Genomic DNA, 18,089 nt, shown 5'->3' on the forward strand with positions numbered 1-18,089 from the left:
ATTTTCGAATGTACGACATTCTCTCCGGACTGAAGATCGTCGAGGTTTCCTCGTTCGTCGCATCGCCCACGGCGGGCCTCTATTGCGCACAGTTCGGAGCGGAAGTCGTCCGCATCGACCACAAGGCGGGCGGGCTGGACTATGACCGCTACATGGTCACCCGCGAAGGGCGTTCGCTCTCGTGGGAGAACCTCAACCGCGCCAAGAAAAGCGTCGCGCTCGACCTGCAAAGCGAGGAAGGGCGCGAACTGGCGGCGGAGCTGGTCCGCCAGACCGGGCAATTGATCACCAACCTGCCGGTGAACAGCTTCCTCAGCCACGAGAAACTGGCCGAAGGGCGGCCCGATCTCGTCTCGGTCCGCATCATGGGCTGGGGCGACGGGCGGCAGGCGATGGACTTCACCGTCAATGCCGCCTCTGGCTATCCGCTGATGTGCGGGCCAGAGGAATGGGACCCGGCCACCGCGCCGCCGGTCAACCAGATCCTGCCCGCCTGGGACTTCATCACCGGAGCCTACTGTGCCTTCTCGCTGCTGGCGGGCCTGCGTCACCGTGACCAGACCGGGCAGGGCATCGAAATGCGCGTGCCGCTGGGCGACGTGGCCATCGGCACCATGGCCAATGCCGGGGCCATGGCCGAAATGCTTTATCGCGGGGCCGACCGCGAACGCATCGGCAATGCGATCTGGGGCGCGTTCGGGCGCGATTTCCTGAGCCGCGATGGCAAGCGCTTCATGGTCGCCGCGCTCACGCCCAAGCAGTGGAAGGCGACGGTCGAAGCCTTTGGCCTGAGCGAGGAAGTCGCCGCGCTTGAGGCGGAGCTGGGCGTCAGCTTCCTGGCCAGCGATCACCAGCGCTTCGTCAATCGCCACCGCCTGTTCGACCTGTTCCAGCAAGCCGCCGACCAGTTCGACTATGCCGACCTCGCCGCGCGCCTGACCAAGGCGGGGGCGACGTTCGAACGCTATCGCACCATGTACGAAGCGGCGCAGGACCCGGACCTGGTCACCAACAATCCGCTGTTCGGCCCGTCTCCGGCCAACCCCAGCGGCTTTGCCTATCCGGCCCCGCGTTCCTTCGCCAATCTGCCGTCGCAGCAGGCCGGCGATCCCAAACCCGCGCCCTACCTGGGCGAACATAGCGAGGAAGTCCTGGCCGACCGGCTGGGCCTTTCCTCCGGTGAAATTGCCCGGCTGATTGACCGGGGTGTCGTCGCAACCTCAGACAAGGACCAGAAATGACTCAACTCCGCACCCAAGGGCTTAGAAGGGCAGCCATCGTTGCCCCGATCCGTACCGCCGTGGGCAAGTTCGGCGGCAGCCTCAGCCCGCTGACCGCAGGCCAACTGGGCGCTGTGATCCTGAAAGCGCTGATGGAGCGGACCAAGATCGACCCTTCGCGCGTCGATGACGTGATCTTCGCCCAGGGCTATGGCAGCGGCGAAGCGCCGTGCATTTCGCACTGGTCGTGGCTGCTGGCCGGCCTGCCCGAGGAAGTCCCCGGCTATCAGCTCGATCGCCGCTGCGGTTCGGGCCTGCAGGCCATCGTCAATGCGGCGATGATGGTGCAGACCGGCGTGTCCGACGTGGTCGTGGCCGGGGGCTGCGAGAGCATGTCAAACGTCGAGCATTACAGCACCGACATCCGCAAGGGCGTGCGCGCGGGCAACCTGACCCTGCACGACCGCCTGACGCGCGGCCGCGTGATGAGCCAGCCGATCGAACGCTATGGCGTGATCAGCGGCATGATCGAAACGGCCGAGAACCTGGCCAAGGACTGGAACATCAGCCGCGAGGCCTGCGACGCCTATGCCGTGCGCAGCCATCAGCGCGCTGCGGCGGCCTGGGAAAAGGGCCTGTTCGCCGACGAGCTGGTCCCGGTCGAAATCCCGCAGAAGAAGGGCGATCCCGTGGTCTTCGCGCATGACGAGGGCTACCGCGCCGATGCCTCGATGGAAACGCTGGGCAAGCTGCGCGCGCTGGAAGGCGGCGTGGTCACCGCTGGCAATGCCAGCCAGCAGAACGACGCGGCGGCGGCCTGCCTGGTCGTGGCCGAAGATAAACTGGAAGAGCTGGGCCTCGAACCCATCGCCTTCTTCCATTCCTGGGCCGCGGCGGGCTGCGATCCCAGCCGCATGGGCTATGGCCCGGTCCCCGCGACCGAGCGCCTGTTTGCCAAGAACGGCCTGTCGTGGAACGACATCGGCCTGATCGAACTGAACGAAGCCTTCGCCCCGCAGGTTCTGGCCTGCCTCAAGGGCCTGGGTTGGTCGGACGATGACAGCCGCCACGAAATTCTCAACGTCAACGGTTCGGGCATTTCGCTGGGCCATCCGATCGGCGCGACGGGTGGGCGCATCCTGGCCAACCTGACCCGCGAAATGCAGCGCCGCGACGTGAAGTACGGCCTGGAAACCATGTGCATCGGCGGCGGCCAGGGCATCGCGGCCGTGTTTGAACGTGCGTAAGGTCCTCCCCGATACGGGGAGGGTGACCGCGAAGCGGTGGAGGGGTTCTTCCGCCGCGCGCCCCCTCCACCACCCTGCGGGCGGTCCCCCTCCCCATGCTGGGGAGGTGTCATGAGCAGCATCGACTTCGGTCATGTGCTGGGCGCGGCGCGGGGTTATGCTGACCTCGCCCGCGCAGCGGTGGCGCAGATCGATCCGGCGAACCAGCGCGCGCACCATGGTTATGGCTGGATCGCCACCAGCGTCGCCGCGCTGGAAGCCGTGGCGGGCTGGCTGGAGCGCAATGGCGGCGGGACCGAACTGGACCGCAAGGTCGCCTTCCTGGGCTTTGCCGAAACGCTGGCGCAGCTGACCGGCGGCCTGCCGATGGGGCAGAACGAGCTGCTCCGCCCGGGCGACCTGGGGCTAGGGCCAGCCGCGCGCGATCTGGCCCATGCCTGCCGCGATCTGGTCGAAGGCGATCATGCCGCGATCCGCGCCGAAGTCGCTGCCATGCTGGCGGCGGGCGAATGGCCGAGCGAGGGCCTGGGCGACAGCGATCTCGATACGATCCGCGACCAGTTCCGCCGCTTCACCGAGGCCGAAATCCTGCCCCATGCGCACAAGTGGCATCTGGCCAATGACCTGATTCCGGACGCGACCGTTGCCGCCATGGCCGACCTTGGCACCTTTGGCGCGACCATCCCGGAGGAATTCGGCGGGCTGGGCCTGTCCAAGCTGGTCATGTGCCTGATTACCGAGGAACTGTCGCGCGGCTGGATCGGCGCAGGTTCGCTTGGCACCCGCAGCGAAATCGCGGGCGAACTGATCGCCATGGGCGGCACGGCGGAGCAGAAGGCTGCGTGGCTGCCCCGGATCGCCAGCGGGGAAGTGCTGCCCACTGCCGTTTTCACTGAACCCGATACCGGATCGGACCTCGGCTCGCTCCAGACCCGCGCCCGCCGCGATGAACAGGGCTGGGTGATCGACGGGGCCAAGACCTGGATCACCCATGCCAGCCGGTCCGACCTGATGACCCTGCTGGCCCGCACCCTGCCCGATGCCAGGGGCTATGCCGGCTTGTCGATGCTGCTGGTGCCCAAGCCGCGCGGGACCGATGCCGATCCCTTCCCGGCGGAAGGCATGACCGGCAGCGAGATCGAAGTGCTGGGCTATCGCGGAATGCGCGAATATGCGCTGCAGTTCGATGCCATGCGCGCCCCCGCCGATGCCCTGCTGGGCGGCGAGGAAGGGCAGGGCTTCAAGCAATTGATGCGCACCTTCGAAGCCGCCCGCATCCAGACCGCTGCCCGCGCCGTGGGCGTGGCGAAACGCGCGCTGGAACTGGGGCTGGACTATGCCATGGCCCGTAAGCAGTTCGGCAAGGCGCTGGTCCAGTTCCCGCGCGTGGCCGACAAGCTGGCGATGAGCCTGGTCGATTTCGTCCTCTCGCGCGAACTGACCTATGCCGCCGCTCGCGCCAAGGACACTGGCAAGCGCTGCGATATCGAGGCCGGCATGGCCAAGCTGCTCGCCGCCCGCGCCGCCTGGTCGAACGCGGACGCCAGCCTGCAGATCCATGGCGGCAACGGCTATGCGCTGGAATTCGAGATCAGCCGGATCCTGTGCGATGCCCGCATCCTCAACATCTTTGAAGGGGCGGCGGAAATCCAGGCGCAGGTGATCGCGCGCGGCCTGATCGAAGGACGCAATTGATGAGCCAGTGGCAGGCCTGGATCGGGCGCGAGGAACGCCGGGATGACCGGATCGATCCCGGCCATTTCGCGCGCTGGTGCGCCGCGCTGGACCGCCAGGCTCCGGCGGATGGCACCACGGCGCAGGGCTTTCACTGGTGCCTGGGCCTGCCCGACGCGCCGACCGCACAGCTGGGTCCGGACGGCCACCCGCTGCGCAGCGACAGTCCGGACAGCTTCCTGCCCCCGGTCCCGCTGCCGCGCCGGATGTGGGCCTCCAGCAAGGTAGAATTCGTCCAGCCGCTGCGCGTGGGCGAGGCGGTGTCGCGCCTCTCGCGCGTGCAATCCATCGCCGAAAAGAACGGCGGCACCGGGCAACTGGTCTTTGTCGACATCGCCCACGAAACCAGCGGGACAAGCGGGCTGGCCGTGCGCGAAGTGCAGACCGTGGTCTATCGCGCGCCAGCCGAACATGGCACGCCCCCCGCGCCGCCGCCTTTGGACGAGGGGCGGTTCGATGCTTCCGACTGGCAGGCGCACCGGACGCTGACCCCGTCGGAACCGCTGCTGTTCCGCTATTCCGCGCTGACCTTCAACAGCCACCGCATCCATTATGACCTGCCCTACGCGATGGGCGAGGAGAACTATCGCGGCCTGGTGGTCCACGGCCCATTGACGGCCAGCCTGCTGCTTGATCTGGTGCGGCGCGAGCTGGGTGACAATGGGCTGAAGTCGTTTGCCTTCCGGGGCGTTTCCCCGGCCATCTGCGGCGAGGACCTGCATCTGGTCCTGCGCCGGACCGGCGATGCCCTGGAACTGGGCGCCTTCGCGGCTGACGGCCGCCAGGTGATGAGCGCCAGTGCTACCTCGTCATTGCGAGGGGCCTAGCCCCACGGCAATCCAGGGCGCTCTGGCGCGGCCCTGGATTGCTTCGCTGCGCTCGCAATGACGAGGGGGAGGCGGGCCCTTTTCCTGCGGTGGCCGTTTGTGAGATATTTCTCACGCAAAGCCGCAAAGGCGCGAAGAGGTTGAGCCTGCGGCGAAGCCGCCTGCCATTCATTGGGTGCCTCTGGAGCAAATGTAGGTCTGGAAATGATTGCCTGCGGCGCAGAGCGACGTCTTCGCGCCTTTGCGGCTTTGCGTGCGTATTTTCTTCAGCAGCGGCTCTGCACAACCGCCCCTTAATCCAGCCGCACCTTGCCGCGCCCAGCCTTCACCGCCCCGCGCTTTTTCTTGCCTTCCAGCCGCTCGCCCTTGTTGATCCGGTTGAGGCGGGACTTGGCGCGCTTTTCGGGGAGGTTGAAGGCTTCCTCGATCAGCTCGGTCAGCCGCTCGCGCGCGTCCTGGCGGTTGGCTTCCTGGGTGCGGTGGCGCTGGGCGGTGAGAAGCAGTTCGCCCTTGGCCGTCATCCGGCTGCCGGCCAGCTGCTTGAACCGCTTGAACACTTCCACCGGCAGGCGCAGCGCATAGACGTCCAGCCGCAATTGCACGGCGGTGGCCACCTTGTTGACGTTCTGCCCGCCCGGGCCGGACGCAGCGATGAAGCTTTCGCTTACCAGCGCCAGCGCGCGGGCAATCGTGTCATGCGCTAAGGTCGTCATCGTCAAAGCCCAGCGCGCGGAAATCGGCGGGCAGCGGGGCCATTGCCGTGATCGGCGTCTTGCCTTCGCGCGGCACGGTCAGGGCGCGGGCGTGCAGCATGGTGCGCGGTGCGCCCTGGCCATTGCCATAGACCGGATCGCCCAGCAGCGCATGGCCCAGCCCATGTTCGGCATGGACGCGGATCTGGTGGGTGCGGCCCGTTTCCGGGCGGAACTCGACCAGGGTATTGCCGCCGCGCTCGGCCAGCTTGCGCCAGTGGGTCACGGCAGGCTTGCCCTTTTTCGCGGCGATCATCCGCCAGCCCTTTTCCGCGCTGGAAATCTTGCTGAGCGACAGGGCGATGGTGCCCTCGGCCTCGGCCACCGGACCGGAGACGATGCCAAGGTAGACCTTTTCCACCTCGCGCGCTTCGAAGGCGGCGTTGAACCGCTTCAGCGCCTTGGGATTGCGGGCCATGAGCAGGCAGCCAGAGGTGTCGGTATCGATGCGGTGGACCGCAACGGGCACGCGCTGAAAGCCCAGCTTCAGTTCCTCCAGATGGTTTTCCAGGCTGCGCCCACCAGCGCGGGGCCGCTCGATCGGCAGGCCCGCGGGCTTGTCGATCACCAGGGCTTCGCCATCTTCGTACAGGATCGGGATCACGCTCATTTTAGTGCCTCCGCAATGCGGCGCACCGCTTCTGAAAGTCTGGCCTCGTCGGCCGCGAAACTGATGCGGAAGCCATTGCTTCCGCCAAAGGATGAGGCCGGAACCACGGCCACGCCGTGATCCAGCAAGTGCAGGCACAGCGCCTCATCATCGCCAAAGCGCTCCATCAGGGGCGCGGCATCGACCATGCAATAGAAAGCGCCGTCGGGCACCGGAGTCGACAGCCCCGGGATGGCGTTGATCGCGGCCACGACCATGTCGCGCCGCGCGCGAAAGCGTTCGCGCCAATCGAGCAGGAACTCCTGCGGACCTTCGAAGGCGGCCACGGCAGCAGCCTGGCTGATCGAGGCGGGATTGCCCGAGCTGTGCGATTGCAGCCGCGCCATGGCCTTGATCAGCCATTCCGGCCCAGCCGAAACGCCGATGCGGAAACCGGTCATGGCGTGGCTTTTGGACACGCCCGACACGGTCAGCACGCGGTCTGCCAGATCGGGGCATTCGACCGCCAGCGTGGCATGCGCGCCCGCGCCATAGCGCAGCGGGGCATAGATATCGTCGCTCATCACCAGCACCTGCGGATGGCGGACGAGCACCTGGCCCAGCGCGCGCAGTTCCTCTGCCGGATAGGTCGCGCCGGTGGGATTGCCGGGACTGTTGAGCAGCAGCCAGCGCGTATTGGGCGTGATTGCGGCTTCCAGTTGCTCTGCCGTAATCCGGAAGCCCCCTGCCGCGCTGGTCGGCATATCGACCACTTCGGCCCCGGCAAAGCGGACGATTTCGGGATAGCTGACCCACCACGGGCTGGGGATCAGCACTTCGTCGCCCGGATCGAGCGTGGCCAACAGCGCGTGAAAGATCGCCTGCTTGCCCCCGGCGCTGACGATCACCTGTTCGGGGCTGACGGTCAGGCCCAGGTCGCGGCGGAAGTGCAGGGCCGCCGCCTCGCGCAGGCGCTGCGTGCCCGCGACCGGGGTATATTTCGTGTCGCCCGCATCGAGCGCGGCCTTGGCGGCGGCGACGACGTGGGGCGGGGTGGCAAAGTCCGGCTCGCCCACCGAAAGCGAGATCACGTCCTTGCCCGCCGCGCGCAGTTCGGTGGCGCGGTCGGTGATGGCGGTGGTGCGCGACGGGGCAATGCGCGACAGGGCCTGGGCCAGCTTCACAGCAGCACCGCCGGGATCAGGCCGCGCAGGGCATTGCCGATCAGGAACCCGTCCTTCAGATCGTCGAGCGTCAGTTCCGCCTCCTCGGCGCGGCCCTGTTCCAGCAGCGAGCGGCGCAGCACGCCGGGCAGCAGGCCCAGGCTGGCGGGCGGGGTCAGCAGCTTGCCGCCGCGTTCGACGAACAGGTTGGTAAAGCAGCCCTCGGTCAGCAGGCCATCGTCGCGCAGCAGCAGGGCCTCGTCCGCGCCCGCAGCCTTGGCGGCGGCCAGGCCCAGGTCGTAAAAGCCCCGGTCGCTGCTCTTGTGGCGCAGGCGCCAGTCGCCCGGATCGACCGGCAGGCGCAAGACCGCGCAGCGCGCCGGCTGGTTCAGGTCGGCGGGCAGGGGCGAGAGTTCCAGCGAATAGGCCCCGCTGCGCGCCGCAACCAGCCGCAGCCGCGCGGGCGCATCGGCTTCAAAGCACAGCGCCTGAATGGCATTGCGCACGGCATGGCGATCAAAGGCAAAGCCCAGTTCCGCCGCGCTCGCCTTGATCCGTTCCAGGTGCAGTTCCAGCAGCGGCACGCCGTCTTCGGGCGTAAAGCGCATCGTTTCGATCAGGTCCGCGCCCGCGCCGTGGAGCCGCACGAAGCCGCCCTTCAGCAGGCTCTCGCGCCATTCGGGCAGGGCTTCGCTGTCCGCGACAATGGCCGAGCCGACGCCCAGCACGGCGCGGCCCCGGCTGTTCTCGCCCGGGGTCAGGCGCAGGGTGCGGATCGCGACGTTGAAGGCGGCATCGCCATTCGCGTCGATCCGGCCAATCGCCCCGCAATAGGGTCCGCGTGCATCGCGCTCCACCTGGTCGATCAGCTCCATCGCGCGGATCTTGGGCGCGCCGGTGATCGAGCCGCAGGGGAACAGGGCGCGGATCATGTCGACCGGGCCCCTGCCCGCCATCAGCCGCGCGCGCACGGTCGTGACCATCTGGTGGACCGTGGGATAGCTTTCGACCGCAAAGGGCCGCTCCACCTTGACGCTGCCCGCTTCGGCCACGCGCGACAGGTCGTTGCGCAGCAAGTCCACGATCATCAGGTTTTCGGCGCGGTCCTTGGTCGATGCGGCCAGTTCGCTGGCGAGCGCCGCGTCCTCTGCCTGGCTGCGGCCGCGCGGGCGGGTGCCCTTCATCGGCTTGACCATGGCCGCCCCGTCCTTTTCCGCAAAGAACAGTTCAGGCGAGCAGGACAGCAGCCAGTGCGATCCGTCGAACACGACTCCGCCATAGCCCGCGCCCGCCGCCGGACGCAGCGCGGCATAGAGCGCCAGCGGATCGCCCCGGAACGATCCGGCCAGGTGGAAGGTCAGGTTGGCCTGGTAGATGTCGCCCGCCGCAATCGCTTCCTGCAAGGCGGCAAAGGCGGCGCCGTAGCCCCCGGCGGAAAGCTGCGGCTCCAGCGGGCCGATCTGGGCCGGGCCCGGTTCGGCATGGGCCGCAAGCCATTCCGGCACATGATCGGCGGCAATCGTTTCATAGGAGGCGAAGGCGCCGAACCACAGCAGCGGCCCCATCGCGCCGGACCGCGCATCGGCCAGCGGCATCAGCCGCTCTTCCAGCGCCAGGCCGGCTTCGTAGGCCATATAACCGGCCAGTTCAAAGCCCTGCGCGCGCAGTTCGCCCAGCCGGTCCAGCGCCGGGACAACGTCGGCCGCGCGGCGCGCGACCACCACTTCGGCAGGGGCGCGGTACAGCCGGGCGGCGCTGGCCCCGGTGGGGCGGGCATCGTCCAGCAGGATAAAGGGTTCTCGCGCGCTCATTCTCAACCGTAACTGAAGGTGTCCGGCACGCGCTTTAGCCGGGCTTTGCCAAGGTTGCAAAAACCCCTTCGCGTGCAGGCCTAAGTGGTCCTATCTAGTTTTCGCCCAAAACCCCTATGCGGAGCGTTACATGGACGAAATTTTCATTGGATTGTCCGGTACTGGCGAGCGGCAGGTGCTGCGCCTGGGCCGCGCCAACCGCCACGGCCTGATCGCGGGCGCCACCGGAACCGGCAAGACGGTGACGCTGCAAACCCTGGCCGAACAATTCTCCGCCGCCGGGGTGCCGGTCTTCATGGCCGACGTGAAAGGGGACCTGTCCGGGATCGCCATGGCCGGTAGTCATGACTTCAAGCACGCCGACAAGATAGAGAGCCGCGCCCGCGAACTTGGCATCGAACCCTTCGAATACCGCGACAATCCGGCGGTGTTCTGGGATCTCTATGGCGAGCTGGGCCACCCGATCCGCACCACGATCTCGGAAATGGGGCCGCTGCTGCTCAGCCGCCTGATGGGCCTGAACGAGACGCAGGAGGGGGTGCTGACCATCGCTTTCCGCTGGGCGGACGACAATGGCCTGCTCCTGCTCGACATGGACGACTTGCAGCAGACCCTGATCCACTGCGCCGCCCATGCCAGCGAACTGGCCGCGACCTATGGCAACATTTCCAAGGCCTCGGTCGGCACGATCCAGCGCCAGCTGCTCGCCTTTGAAAGCCAGGGCGCGGACCGGTTCTTTGGCGAGCCCGCGTTCGAGATCAACGATTTCCTGCGCACCGACGAAAGCGGCAAGGGGGTGGTCAATGTCCTCGCCGCCGAAAAGCTGATGCAGAGCCCCAAGCTTTACGCCACGTTCCTGCTCTGGCTGCTGAGCGAACTGTTCGAGGCTCTGCCAGAGGTGGGCGATCCGGAAAAGCCGTTGCTGGTGTTCTTCTTTGACGAAGCGCATCTGCTGTTCGACGATGCGCCGGAGGCTCTTCTGGACAAGGTGGAACAGGTCGTGCGCTTGATCCGGTCGAAGGGGGTGGGGGTCTATTTCATCAGCCAGAACCCCATCGACATTCCGGAAAAAATTGCGGGCCAGCTGGGCAACCGGGTCCAGCACGCGCTGCGCGCTTTCACCCCGCGCGACCAGAAGGCGATCCGCGCGGCGGCGGAAACCTTCCGCATCAATCCCGACCTCGACGTTGAAACGGCCATCACGGAACTGAAAGTGGGCGAGGCGCTGGTGTCCACGCTGGACGAGGATGGCGCGCCGACGATTGTCCAGCGTACTTTGGTGGCGCCGCCGCATTCGCGCCTCGGTCCGATCACCGCGAAAGAACGCGCGATCATCCAGTCGATCAGCCCCTTCGATGGCAAGTACGATAGCCTGGTAAACCGCGAAAGCGCGGCGGAAGTGCTGGCGCAAAAGGCGCAGGATGCGGCGGATGCGGCGCAAGTCGTGGCGGAGCAGGGCGAGGAAGCCCAGCGCGCCCGCCCGCGCGCCACGACCAGCCTGTGGGAGCGCGCCGGAAAGGCCGCGATGGGTGCCGCCGCAGCCTCGGCCGGAACCATGGTGGCGCGGCAGATGACCGGGCGGCGTTCCAGCGGATCGCCGGTTGCCTCTGCCGCCAGTGCGGCAGCGGGGACCATCGGCACGGCGCTGGGCGGGCAGATGCTGGGGCGCTTCGCCCGCGGCCTGCTGGGGGCGCTGCTGCGCTGAGGTTCAGGCGAGCGGCAGGGAGAGCGTGGCGGTCAGCCCGGCCACGCGTCCTTGCGCATCCAGCCGGTTCGCCAGGGTCAGCGCGCCGCCGTGCTGTTCGGCAATCGCGCGGGCCAGGGTGAGGCCCAGGCCCGCACCGCCCGTGGCGCTGTTGCGCGATGGTTCGCCGCGCGTGAAGGGCTGCATCATCGCTTCGATCTGGTCCGCCGGAATGCCGGGGCCATCGTCCTCGATCCGGATCAGCGCGTGGCCGTCGATGCGCTCGACCGCGATCCGTGCCGCGCCGCCATAGCGCAGGGCATTGACCACCAGGTTGCGCACCGCGCGCCGCGCCCAGGTGGCGCGCAGCGGCAAGACCATGCGCGCGCTGGGGGCAAAGCTGACCGGCTCGCCCATATCCTCGAACTCCTCGGCCACTTGTCCGACCAGGGCATTGAGTTCGGTCGGCTCCAGCGGGTCGCTGGGCCGGCCGACGCGGGCGAGCGAGAGGATATCGTCGAGGCTGTGGGTAATGTCCTCGATCGTCGCGGCCATCCTGGCCCGCTCGCCCTCATCCTCGACGCTTTCGATGCGGACGCGCAAGGCCGCCAGCGGCGTCTTGAGGTCATGGCCGATGGCCCCCAGCATGACGTCCTTTTCGTCCAGCAGGGCGGCAATCCGCTGCTCCATCGCATTGTGGGCCACGATCAGGCGGCGCACGTCGTCCGGCCCCTCCGGTTCCAGCTGGCCGTGGGTGTCGCGATTGGCGGCAAAGGTTTCCAGCCGGGTGGTCAGCGCCGCCAGCGGCTTGGTGATCTGGCGGACGATCAGGGCAATCGCAAAGACCATCAGCGCATAGAGCAGCAGGGTCTGGGCAATCAGCGTGCCGATCATCGCCGGTTCGCCCCTGGGCACCGGAACGCGCACGGTCAGCCACTTGCCCGCTTCGGGCAGTTCGATCGCCGCGACCATCAGGTGGTGCGGGCGTTCGGGATCGCGGCCCAGCATCCGGGCGCGGCGCTCCATGCGCTGCACCAGCCGGGCATCGTCGGATATGGGCCGCGCGGCGATGACGACCTTGCCGACTTGCAGGCCCTGGCCGGCGATGATCTCGCGCAGTTCCTCCTCGGCATGGTCATAGCGGCTGTCGCTGGCCAGAAGCGGCGCCTGGGCGCTGCTTTCGACCCGCAGCCCGCGCTCGGTGGCCCGGTCGATCCGGCGACCGGGATGGCGGAATTCGCCGCCGATCAGCCCTTCCTCGCGCGCGGCACCGAACAGGCGCAGGGCAGCGGTGTGGACCAGGGCAGCCTCGCGCCGCTCGGCCTGGGCGCGGTAGAGCAGGGCCGCGCTGATCCCCTGGGCCAGCAGCAGCGCCAGCGCGATGGCCAGCAGCAGTTGCCCTTGCAGGCTGCGCGGCCAGAACAGCCCCTTCAGGCGCGCCATCAGCCCTGCCGTGCCGGTTCGCGCCGGACATCGGCGGCCAGCATGTAGCCGCCACCCCAGACGGTCTGGATCAGGGTGGGATTGCGGCTGTCAGCCTCGATCTTGCGGCGCAGGCGGCTGATCTGGTTATCGACCGCGCGGTCGAACAGGTGCGCCTCGCGCCCCTGGACCATGTCGAGCAGGCGGTCGCGGTCCAGCACCTGGCGGGGATGTTCCAGAAAGGCCATGAGCAGGCGGAACTCAACCGAGGAAATGGCCACGACCGCGCCTTCCGGGTCGGTCAGCTTGCGTTTCAGCGGATCGAGCCGCCAGCCGTCAAAGACCAGGTCGGCCTCTTCCTCTGCCGGGGCCGGAGCGCCGCCCTTGGCCGCGCGGCGCAGGACCGAGCGGATCCGGGCGACCAGTTCGCGCGGCTCGAACGGTTTGGTCACGTAATCGTCCGCGCCGATTTCCAGCCCGACGATGCGGTCGGTCGCCTCGCCCCGCGCGGTGAGCAGGATGGTCGGGATCGCCTGCGTTTCGGCGAGGTGACGGCACAGCGACAGGCCATCCTCGCCCGGCATCATGATGTCGAGCAGGACCAGGTCGGGCGGGGCGTCGCGCAAGTGCACGCGCGCCTCTGCCGCGCTGGCGGCCTGCGCCACGACAAACCCCTGGCGAGCGAGATACTCGGCCAGGGGTTCGCGCAGGGCAGCTTCGTCATCGACGAGGAGCAGGCGGGTTGCCTCACTCTGGTCCATGGATGATCGCGCCGCCGCTTCGGTTACTTGTTGGTCTGGTGGCCGGCGTGGGCGGTGTGGTCGTGCTGCGCAGCCTTGCCGCCCATCTTCTGGCGCATCTGCGCGTGGTGCGCCTTGCGCTCTGCCGCAGTCAGCTGGCCGTCCTTGTTGGCATCGGCCATGTCGAACATGCGGGCATGGGCTGCGGTGAATTCCTCGCGGCTGATTGCACCATCCTTGTTGGCATCGGCCATCTGCATCATCATCCGGCCGCCGCCCATGTGGCCGCCGCCGCGCTTGCCCATGCGGTGTTCGCCCATCTTGTGCTCACCCATCTTGTGCTCGCCGGCAGCCTTGTCGCCATCGGCCATGCCCCGGTGGGCAGCGGCAAATTCTTCGCGGCTGACATTGCCGTCCTTGTTGGCGTCCAGCCGGTCGAACATCTGCGCGCGGTGTGCGCCGCGATCAGCCTGGTCCAGCTTGCCGTCCTTGTTGACGTCCATCCTGGCGAACATTTCGGCAGCCTTGGCCTGGGCTTCGGCCTTGGTCACGGTCTTGTCGCCCATCGGGTCTGCGCCCGGAGCGGGAGCCTGGGCAATCGCGGCACCGGCAAGGCCGGTGGTCAGCAGGGCAATGGCAAGAACGGTCTTTTTCATCACGCGAACTCCTTGTCTCAGAAAACGTCGCAGAAAAGCAGGAATTGGGGAGAAGCCACCGGGCCGGCAGGGGGAGAGGGGAAATCCGGCCCCGTGGCTTCCTGTCGTCGTTCTAGGGCCGGACTGTCGCGCATTTATGCCGACAGGCGGCCAAAGTGTCGCAATTTGTCACAGGCCCGCCGCTCCGTTCATCCGCGCGAAAGCGGCTGGCACGCCTGCCGCAGCCAGGCCAGCACCTCGCCTTGCAGTTGCGGGGCCAGGATCGCTTCAACCTGGGCGTGGTAATCGTCCCACCAGCGCAGTTCGTCGCGGGTCAGCAGGCTGGTATCGACCAGGGTGCGGTCAATCGGCGCCCAGGTGAGGTTTTCGAAGCCGAAATATTCGCCTTCCGCCCCGGCAATCGTGCGCGGTTCGACCAGCACCAGGTTCTCGATGCGGATGCCGTATTCGCCCGCCTTGTAGTAGCCGGGCTCGTTGGACAGGATCATCCCGGGCAGCAATTCCTGACCCGTTCCGGCCTGCCCCCCGGTCGCCTTGGCAATCCGCTGCGGCCCTTCGTGGACCGACAGGAAGCTGCCGACGCCGTGGCCCGTGCCGTGGGCATAGTCCACCCCGGCCTGCCACAGGGCATAGCGCGCCAAGGTGTCGAGCTGGCTGCCGACCGTGCCCTTGGGGAACACGGTCAGGGCCAGCGCGATGTGGCCCTTGAGCACGCGGGTAAAGCGGTCCCTGTGTTCCGCGCTCGGCTCACCCGGTCCGACCCAGACGGTGCGGGTGATGTCGGTGGTACCATCCAGGTACTGCCCGCCCGAATCGACCAGGTAGATCGAATTGGGGCTGATCGTCAGGTTCGATTCCTCGTCCACCCGGTAATGCGGGCTGGCCGCATGGGGACCGGCGGCAGAGATCGTGTCGAACGACAGGTCGCGCAGCAGATCGGATTCCTGGCGGAAGGCGTGCAGCCTTGCCGCTGCCGAGAGTTCCGTCTCCCCGCCCTTTGGCGCTTCGACGCTGAGCCAGTGGAGGAACTTGGCAATCGCTGCCCCGTCGCGGTGCTGGGCGGCGCGCTGTCCGGCCTGTTCGACCGGGTTCTTCACCGCCTTGGCCAGCACGGTCGGGTCCGTGGCTTCCACCACGCTCGCCCCGGCCTCGGTCAGAACCCCGAACACGGCCTGGACCGACCTTTCCGGATCGACCGCCACCTTCTTGCCCGCCAGCGCCTGCAACTGCGGCACGAAGTCCGCGCGCGGCAGGATCGTCACCGCATTGCCCAGATGGGCGCGCAGCTGCGGCGTGACCTTCTGCTCGTCAATGAACAGCTGCGCCGTGCCATCCGCATGAGCCAGCACGAAGGACAGGGCGACCGGTGTCCGCTCCACGTCGGTGCCACGAAGGTTGAGCAGCCAGGCGACGCCGTCCAGCGCCGAAACCACGGCGGCATCCAGGCCCTTGGCGGCTAGCCATTCGGCCACTTCGCTGCGCTTCGCCTCGCTCGACTTGCCGGTATAGGCATTGTCGTGAACCAGGGCGGGAGCGGGCGAGGGCGCGGGCTGGTCGGCCCAGATCGCGTCGACCGGATTGCCCTCTACCGGAACGAGCTGTGCCTGCTTGTCCACCAGCGCCTTCGCCGTGGCATCGGCCCAGGGCTTGCCGTGCAGCCACGGGTCGAACCCGATCCGCGCGCCGGGGGCGGCATTGTCGGCCAGCCATGCGGCCACGCTGGTCGCGGGCACGGACTGGTATTCATAAAGCCGCCCGTCCACCTGCTCGCGCACTTGCAGGGTATAGCGTCCGTCAACAAAGATCGCCGCCTTGTCAGCCAGGACGGCTGCCGTTCCGGCCGAGCCGCCAAAGCCGGTCAGCCAGGCCAGCCGCTGGGCATAGGCGCCGACATATTCGCTCATGTGCTCGTCGGAAATCGGGATAACGAAACCGTCGAGGGCGCGGGCCTTCAATTCCTTGCGCAGCGCGTCGAGCCGCGCTTCGTGTGTGTTCATCAGCATGGTGTGTCGCGAGTCCTGCTTGCGGGGACAATGCAGCCACCATAGACGGGGCACATGGCTCTTACCACTCCCCCCATTGCTGCGAAGAAACCCCACAGCATCACGCACCACGGCATCACGGTGACCGACGATTACGCCTGGCTGCGCGACCGCGGCTATCCCGAGGTCGACGATCCTGCGGTTCTGGCGCACCTCAATGCCGAGAACGCCTGGTTCGAAACCCGTATGGCCGATCAGCAGGGCCGGATCGACACGCTGTTCAAGGAAATGCGCGCCCGGATCAAGGAGGCGGACAAGTCGGTCCCGCAAAAGGACGGCGACTACCTCTACTGGATCGAGTTCGAGGAAGGGGCCGAATACAAGAAGTGGTGGCGCAGGCCCGTCGCGGGCGGCCCGGACGAGCTGATCCTCGATGAAGTCGCCCTGGCAGAGGGGAAGGAATATTTCCGGCTCGGCGCGATTTCCGTTTCGATGAACGGCAAGCTGCTCGCCTGGTCGGTCGACGACAATGGCTCTGAACGCTTCACCGCGCGGATCAAGAACCTCGAGACGGGGGAGATCCTGCCGGACGAGATCCCGGAAACCCTCTCCTCGCTGGTCTGGGTCGCGGGGGATCGCGGGATCGTCTATTCCCGCGCCAACGAGCAGTGGCGGACCGACAATGCCCGGCTGCACTGGCTGGGCCAGCCCAATGAAAGCGACGTGGAACTGTACCACGAGGATGACGACGGCTTCCGCGTCGGCTCCTCGCTGTCGGCCAACGAACAGTGGCTGATCATTTCCACCTCCGACCACGAAACCAGCGAAGTGCGGCTGGTCCCCGCCGCCGATCCGCTGGCCCATCCGGTGCTGGTCCGCGCCCGCGAAACCGGGGTGGAATATGACGTGGACCTGCACGAGGACACGCTGTTCATCCACGCCAACGACACGCATGAAAACTTCCGCCTCGCCACTGCGGACCTTTCGCACCCCGGCGAATGGACCACGCTGATCGAGGGCAGCGACGATTTCTACCTGACCGGGTTTGACCTGTTCCGCGATTTCTATGTCACCGAAGGGCGGGTGCGCGGGCTCGACCGGATCGAGGTGCGGTACTACGACGATCCGGCGCGGATCGAACCGATCGAGTTTGCCGAAACGACCTATTCCGCCGGGGTGGGCGACAATCCGGAATGGGCGGTCACCGCGCTGCGGCTGTCTTACGAATCGATGGTCAGCCCGGCCAGCGTGCTGGAATACGATGTCGTCACCCGGCAACTGACCACGCTGAAGGTGCAGGAAATCCCCTCGGGCTACGATCCCTCGCTCTACACCACCGAGCGGCTGGAGATCGCCGCGCGCGATGGCACCATGATCCCGGTCAGCATCGTCTATCGCAAGGACCGCGCGGCAGGCGGCCCGCTGCACCTTTACGGCTATGGCGCATATGGCATTGCGATTGACCCGGGCTTTTCGACCACGCGCCTCAGCCTGGTCGATCGCGGCTTTGCCTATGCCATCGCCCACATTCGGGGCGGCGACGACCTGGGCCGCGCCTGGTACAAGGCGGGCAAGCTGGAGCGGCGCACCAACACCTTCCACGATTTCGTGGATGTCGCCCGCGGCCTGATCGCGCGCGGCTATACCCAGGCGGGGCGGATCAGCATTTCCGGCGGCTCTGCCGGGGGCGAGCTGATGGGCGCGGTGATCAATTCCGACCCGGACCTGTGGGGCGCGGTCGTGGCCCATGTCCCCTTCGTCGACGTGCTCCACACCATGCTCGATCCCGAACTGCCGCTCACCCCCGGCGAGTGGCCGGAATGGGGCAACCCCATCGAGGACAAGGCTGCCTTCGAACTGATCCGGTCCTATTCGCCCTATGACCAGGTGCGGGCCCAGGCCTATCCGCCGCTGCTGGTAACCGCCGGCCTCAACGATCCGCGCGTGACCTATTGGGAGCCGGCCAAATGGGTCGCCCGCTTGCGTGAGGTCAAGACCGACGGCAACGAACTGCTGCTCAAGACCAACATGGGCGCGGGCCACGGCGGCAAGTCAGGCCGGTTCGAGAGCCTGAAGGAAACGGCGGAGGAATTCGCCTTCATCCTGTGGCAACTGGGGGTGGGGGAGTGAGGGCCCTCCCCGTTCCGTTCGTGTCGAGCGAAGTCGAGACACCCCCCCCCCGGGGTTTGGCCATAGGTAGCCCCCCAACGGGAGGGGGGATTAACCGGTTTTTTAAAAAATAAAACAACAAAACCCACAAAA

At 67.2% G+C, this 18,089-nt stretch carries 14 protein-coding genes; 6 read left to right on the plus strand and 8 right to left on the minus strand.

All coding sequences use genetic code 11. From position 1 onward, the window contains the following. Nucleotides 1–8: 8 nt before the first annotated feature. The 4 genes from ACQKOE_RS11655 (at nucleotide 9) to ACQKOE_RS11670 (ending at nucleotide 5,028) form a co-directional block, all read left to right on the plus strand. Nucleotides 9–1,241 (plus strand): CoA transferase, encoded by a 1,233-nt coding sequence (locus ACQKOE_RS11655; protein ID WP_427512919.1) that lies wholly within the window; start codon nucleotides 9–11, stop codon nucleotides 1,239–1,241. Then, nucleotides 1,238–2,467 (plus strand): acetyl-CoA C-acetyltransferase, encoded by a 1,230-nt coding sequence (locus tag ACQKOE_RS11660; RefSeq protein ID WP_427512920.1) that lies wholly within the window; start codon nucleotides 1,238–1,240, stop codon nucleotides 2,465–2,467. The genes ACQKOE_RS11655 and ACQKOE_RS11660 overlap by 4 nt, the downstream gene beginning before the upstream one ends. 111 nt (nucleotides 2,468–2,578) lie before the next feature. Then, the gene (locus tag ACQKOE_RS11665; protein ID WP_427512921.1) at nucleotides 2,579–4,162 is read left to right on the plus strand and encodes an acyl-CoA dehydrogenase family protein; all 1,584 of its coding nucleotides are present in this window, start codon (nucleotides 2,579–2,581) and stop codon (nucleotides 4,160–4,162) included. Next, nucleotides 4,162–5,028, plus strand: coding sequence for an FAS1-like dehydratase domain-containing protein (locus ACQKOE_RS11670; RefSeq protein ID WP_427512922.1), 867 nt, complete (start codon nucleotides 4,162–4,164; stop codon nucleotides 5,026–5,028). The genes ACQKOE_RS11665 and ACQKOE_RS11670 overlap by 1 nt, the downstream gene beginning before the upstream one ends. Before the next feature lie 293 nt (nucleotides 5,029–5,321). On the opposite strand, the gene arfB is transcribed toward ACQKOE_RS11670, so the two are convergent. From arfB to pabB, 4 genes are read right to left on the minus strand one after another with little or no spacing between them, the layout of a single operon-like run. After that, nucleotides 5,322–5,741, minus strand: a complete 420-nt coding sequence (gene arfB / locus ACQKOE_RS11675; protein WP_427512923.1) for an alternative ribosome rescue aminoacyl-tRNA hydrolase ArfB — start codon at nucleotides 5,739–5,741, stop codon at nucleotides 5,322–5,324. Beyond that, nucleotides 5,722–6,390, minus strand: coding sequence for an RluA family pseudouridine synthase (locus tag ACQKOE_RS11680; protein WP_427512924.1), 669 nt, complete (start codon nucleotides 6,388–6,390; stop codon nucleotides 5,722–5,724). Before ACQKOE_RS11680 ends, arfB begins: the two co-directional genes overlap by 20 nt. Further along, nucleotides 6,387–7,553 (minus strand): pyridoxal phosphate-dependent aminotransferase, encoded by a 1,167-nt coding sequence (locus tag ACQKOE_RS11685; RefSeq protein WP_427512925.1) that lies wholly within the window; start codon nucleotides 7,551–7,553, stop codon nucleotides 6,387–6,389. The genes ACQKOE_RS11680 and ACQKOE_RS11685 overlap by 4 nt, the downstream gene beginning before the upstream one ends. Then, nucleotides 7,550–9,343 carry an aminodeoxychorismate synthase component I gene (gene pabB / locus ACQKOE_RS11690; protein WP_427512926.1) on the minus strand — a complete coding sequence of 598 codons (1,794 nt, stop codon included), beginning with the start codon at nucleotides 9,341–9,343 and terminating at the stop codon, nucleotides 7,550–7,552. Before pabB ends, ACQKOE_RS11685 begins: the two co-directional genes overlap by 4 nt. Before the next feature lie 130 nt (nucleotides 9,344–9,473). On the opposite strand from pabB, the gene ACQKOE_RS11695 reads away from it, so the two are divergent. Further along, complete coding sequence (locus ACQKOE_RS11695; RefSeq protein ID WP_427512927.1) at nucleotides 9,474–11,048, plus strand: helicase HerA-like domain-containing protein; 1,575 nt, start codon at nucleotides 9,474–9,476, stop codon at nucleotides 11,046–11,048. 3 nt (nucleotides 11,049–11,051) lie between these two features. Here the strand turns inward: ACQKOE_RS11695 and ACQKOE_RS11700 are convergent, their stop codons facing one another. The 4 genes from ACQKOE_RS11700 to ACQKOE_RS11715 all read right to left on the minus strand — a co-directional run bounded on the left by ACQKOE_RS11700 (nucleotide 11,052) and on the right by ACQKOE_RS11715 (nucleotide 15,848). Next, nucleotides 11,052–12,470 (minus strand): sensor histidine kinase, encoded by a 1,419-nt coding sequence (locus ACQKOE_RS11700; protein WP_427512928.1) that lies wholly within the window; start codon nucleotides 12,468–12,470, stop codon nucleotides 11,052–11,054. Next, nucleotides 12,470–13,210, minus strand: a complete 741-nt coding sequence (locus ACQKOE_RS11705) for a response regulator (protein ID WP_427512929.1) — start codon at nucleotides 13,208–13,210, stop codon at nucleotides 12,470–12,472. Before ACQKOE_RS11705 ends, ACQKOE_RS11700 begins: the two co-directional genes overlap by 1 nt. A gap of 23 nt (nucleotides 13,211–13,233) precedes the next feature. Next, complete coding sequence (locus ACQKOE_RS11710; RefSeq protein ID WP_427512930.1) at nucleotides 13,234–13,845, minus strand: EF-hand domain-containing protein; 612 nt, start codon at nucleotides 13,843–13,845, stop codon at nucleotides 13,234–13,236. Nucleotides 13,846–14,033: 188 nt separating this feature from the next. Further along, nucleotides 14,034–15,848 carry an aminopeptidase P family protein gene (locus ACQKOE_RS11715; protein ID WP_427512931.1) on the minus strand — a complete coding sequence of 605 codons (1,815 nt, stop codon included), beginning with the start codon at nucleotides 15,846–15,848 and terminating at the stop codon, nucleotides 14,034–14,036. Between the two features lie 54 nt (nucleotides 15,849–15,902). On the opposite strand from ACQKOE_RS11715, the gene ACQKOE_RS11720 reads away from it, so the two are divergent. Then, nucleotides 15,903–17,957 carry a S9 family peptidase gene (locus ACQKOE_RS11720; RefSeq protein WP_427512932.1) on the plus strand — a complete coding sequence of 685 codons (2,055 nt, stop codon included), beginning with the start codon at nucleotides 15,903–15,905 and terminating at the stop codon, nucleotides 17,955–17,957. Nucleotides 17,958–18,089 lie beyond the last annotated feature (132 nt).

Origin of the sequence: Novosphingobium sp. NPDC080210, from assembly GCF_050281025.1 — a bacterium.
Classification (GTDB): domain Bacteria; phylum Pseudomonadota; class Alphaproteobacteria; order Sphingomonadales; family Sphingomonadaceae; genus Novosphingobium.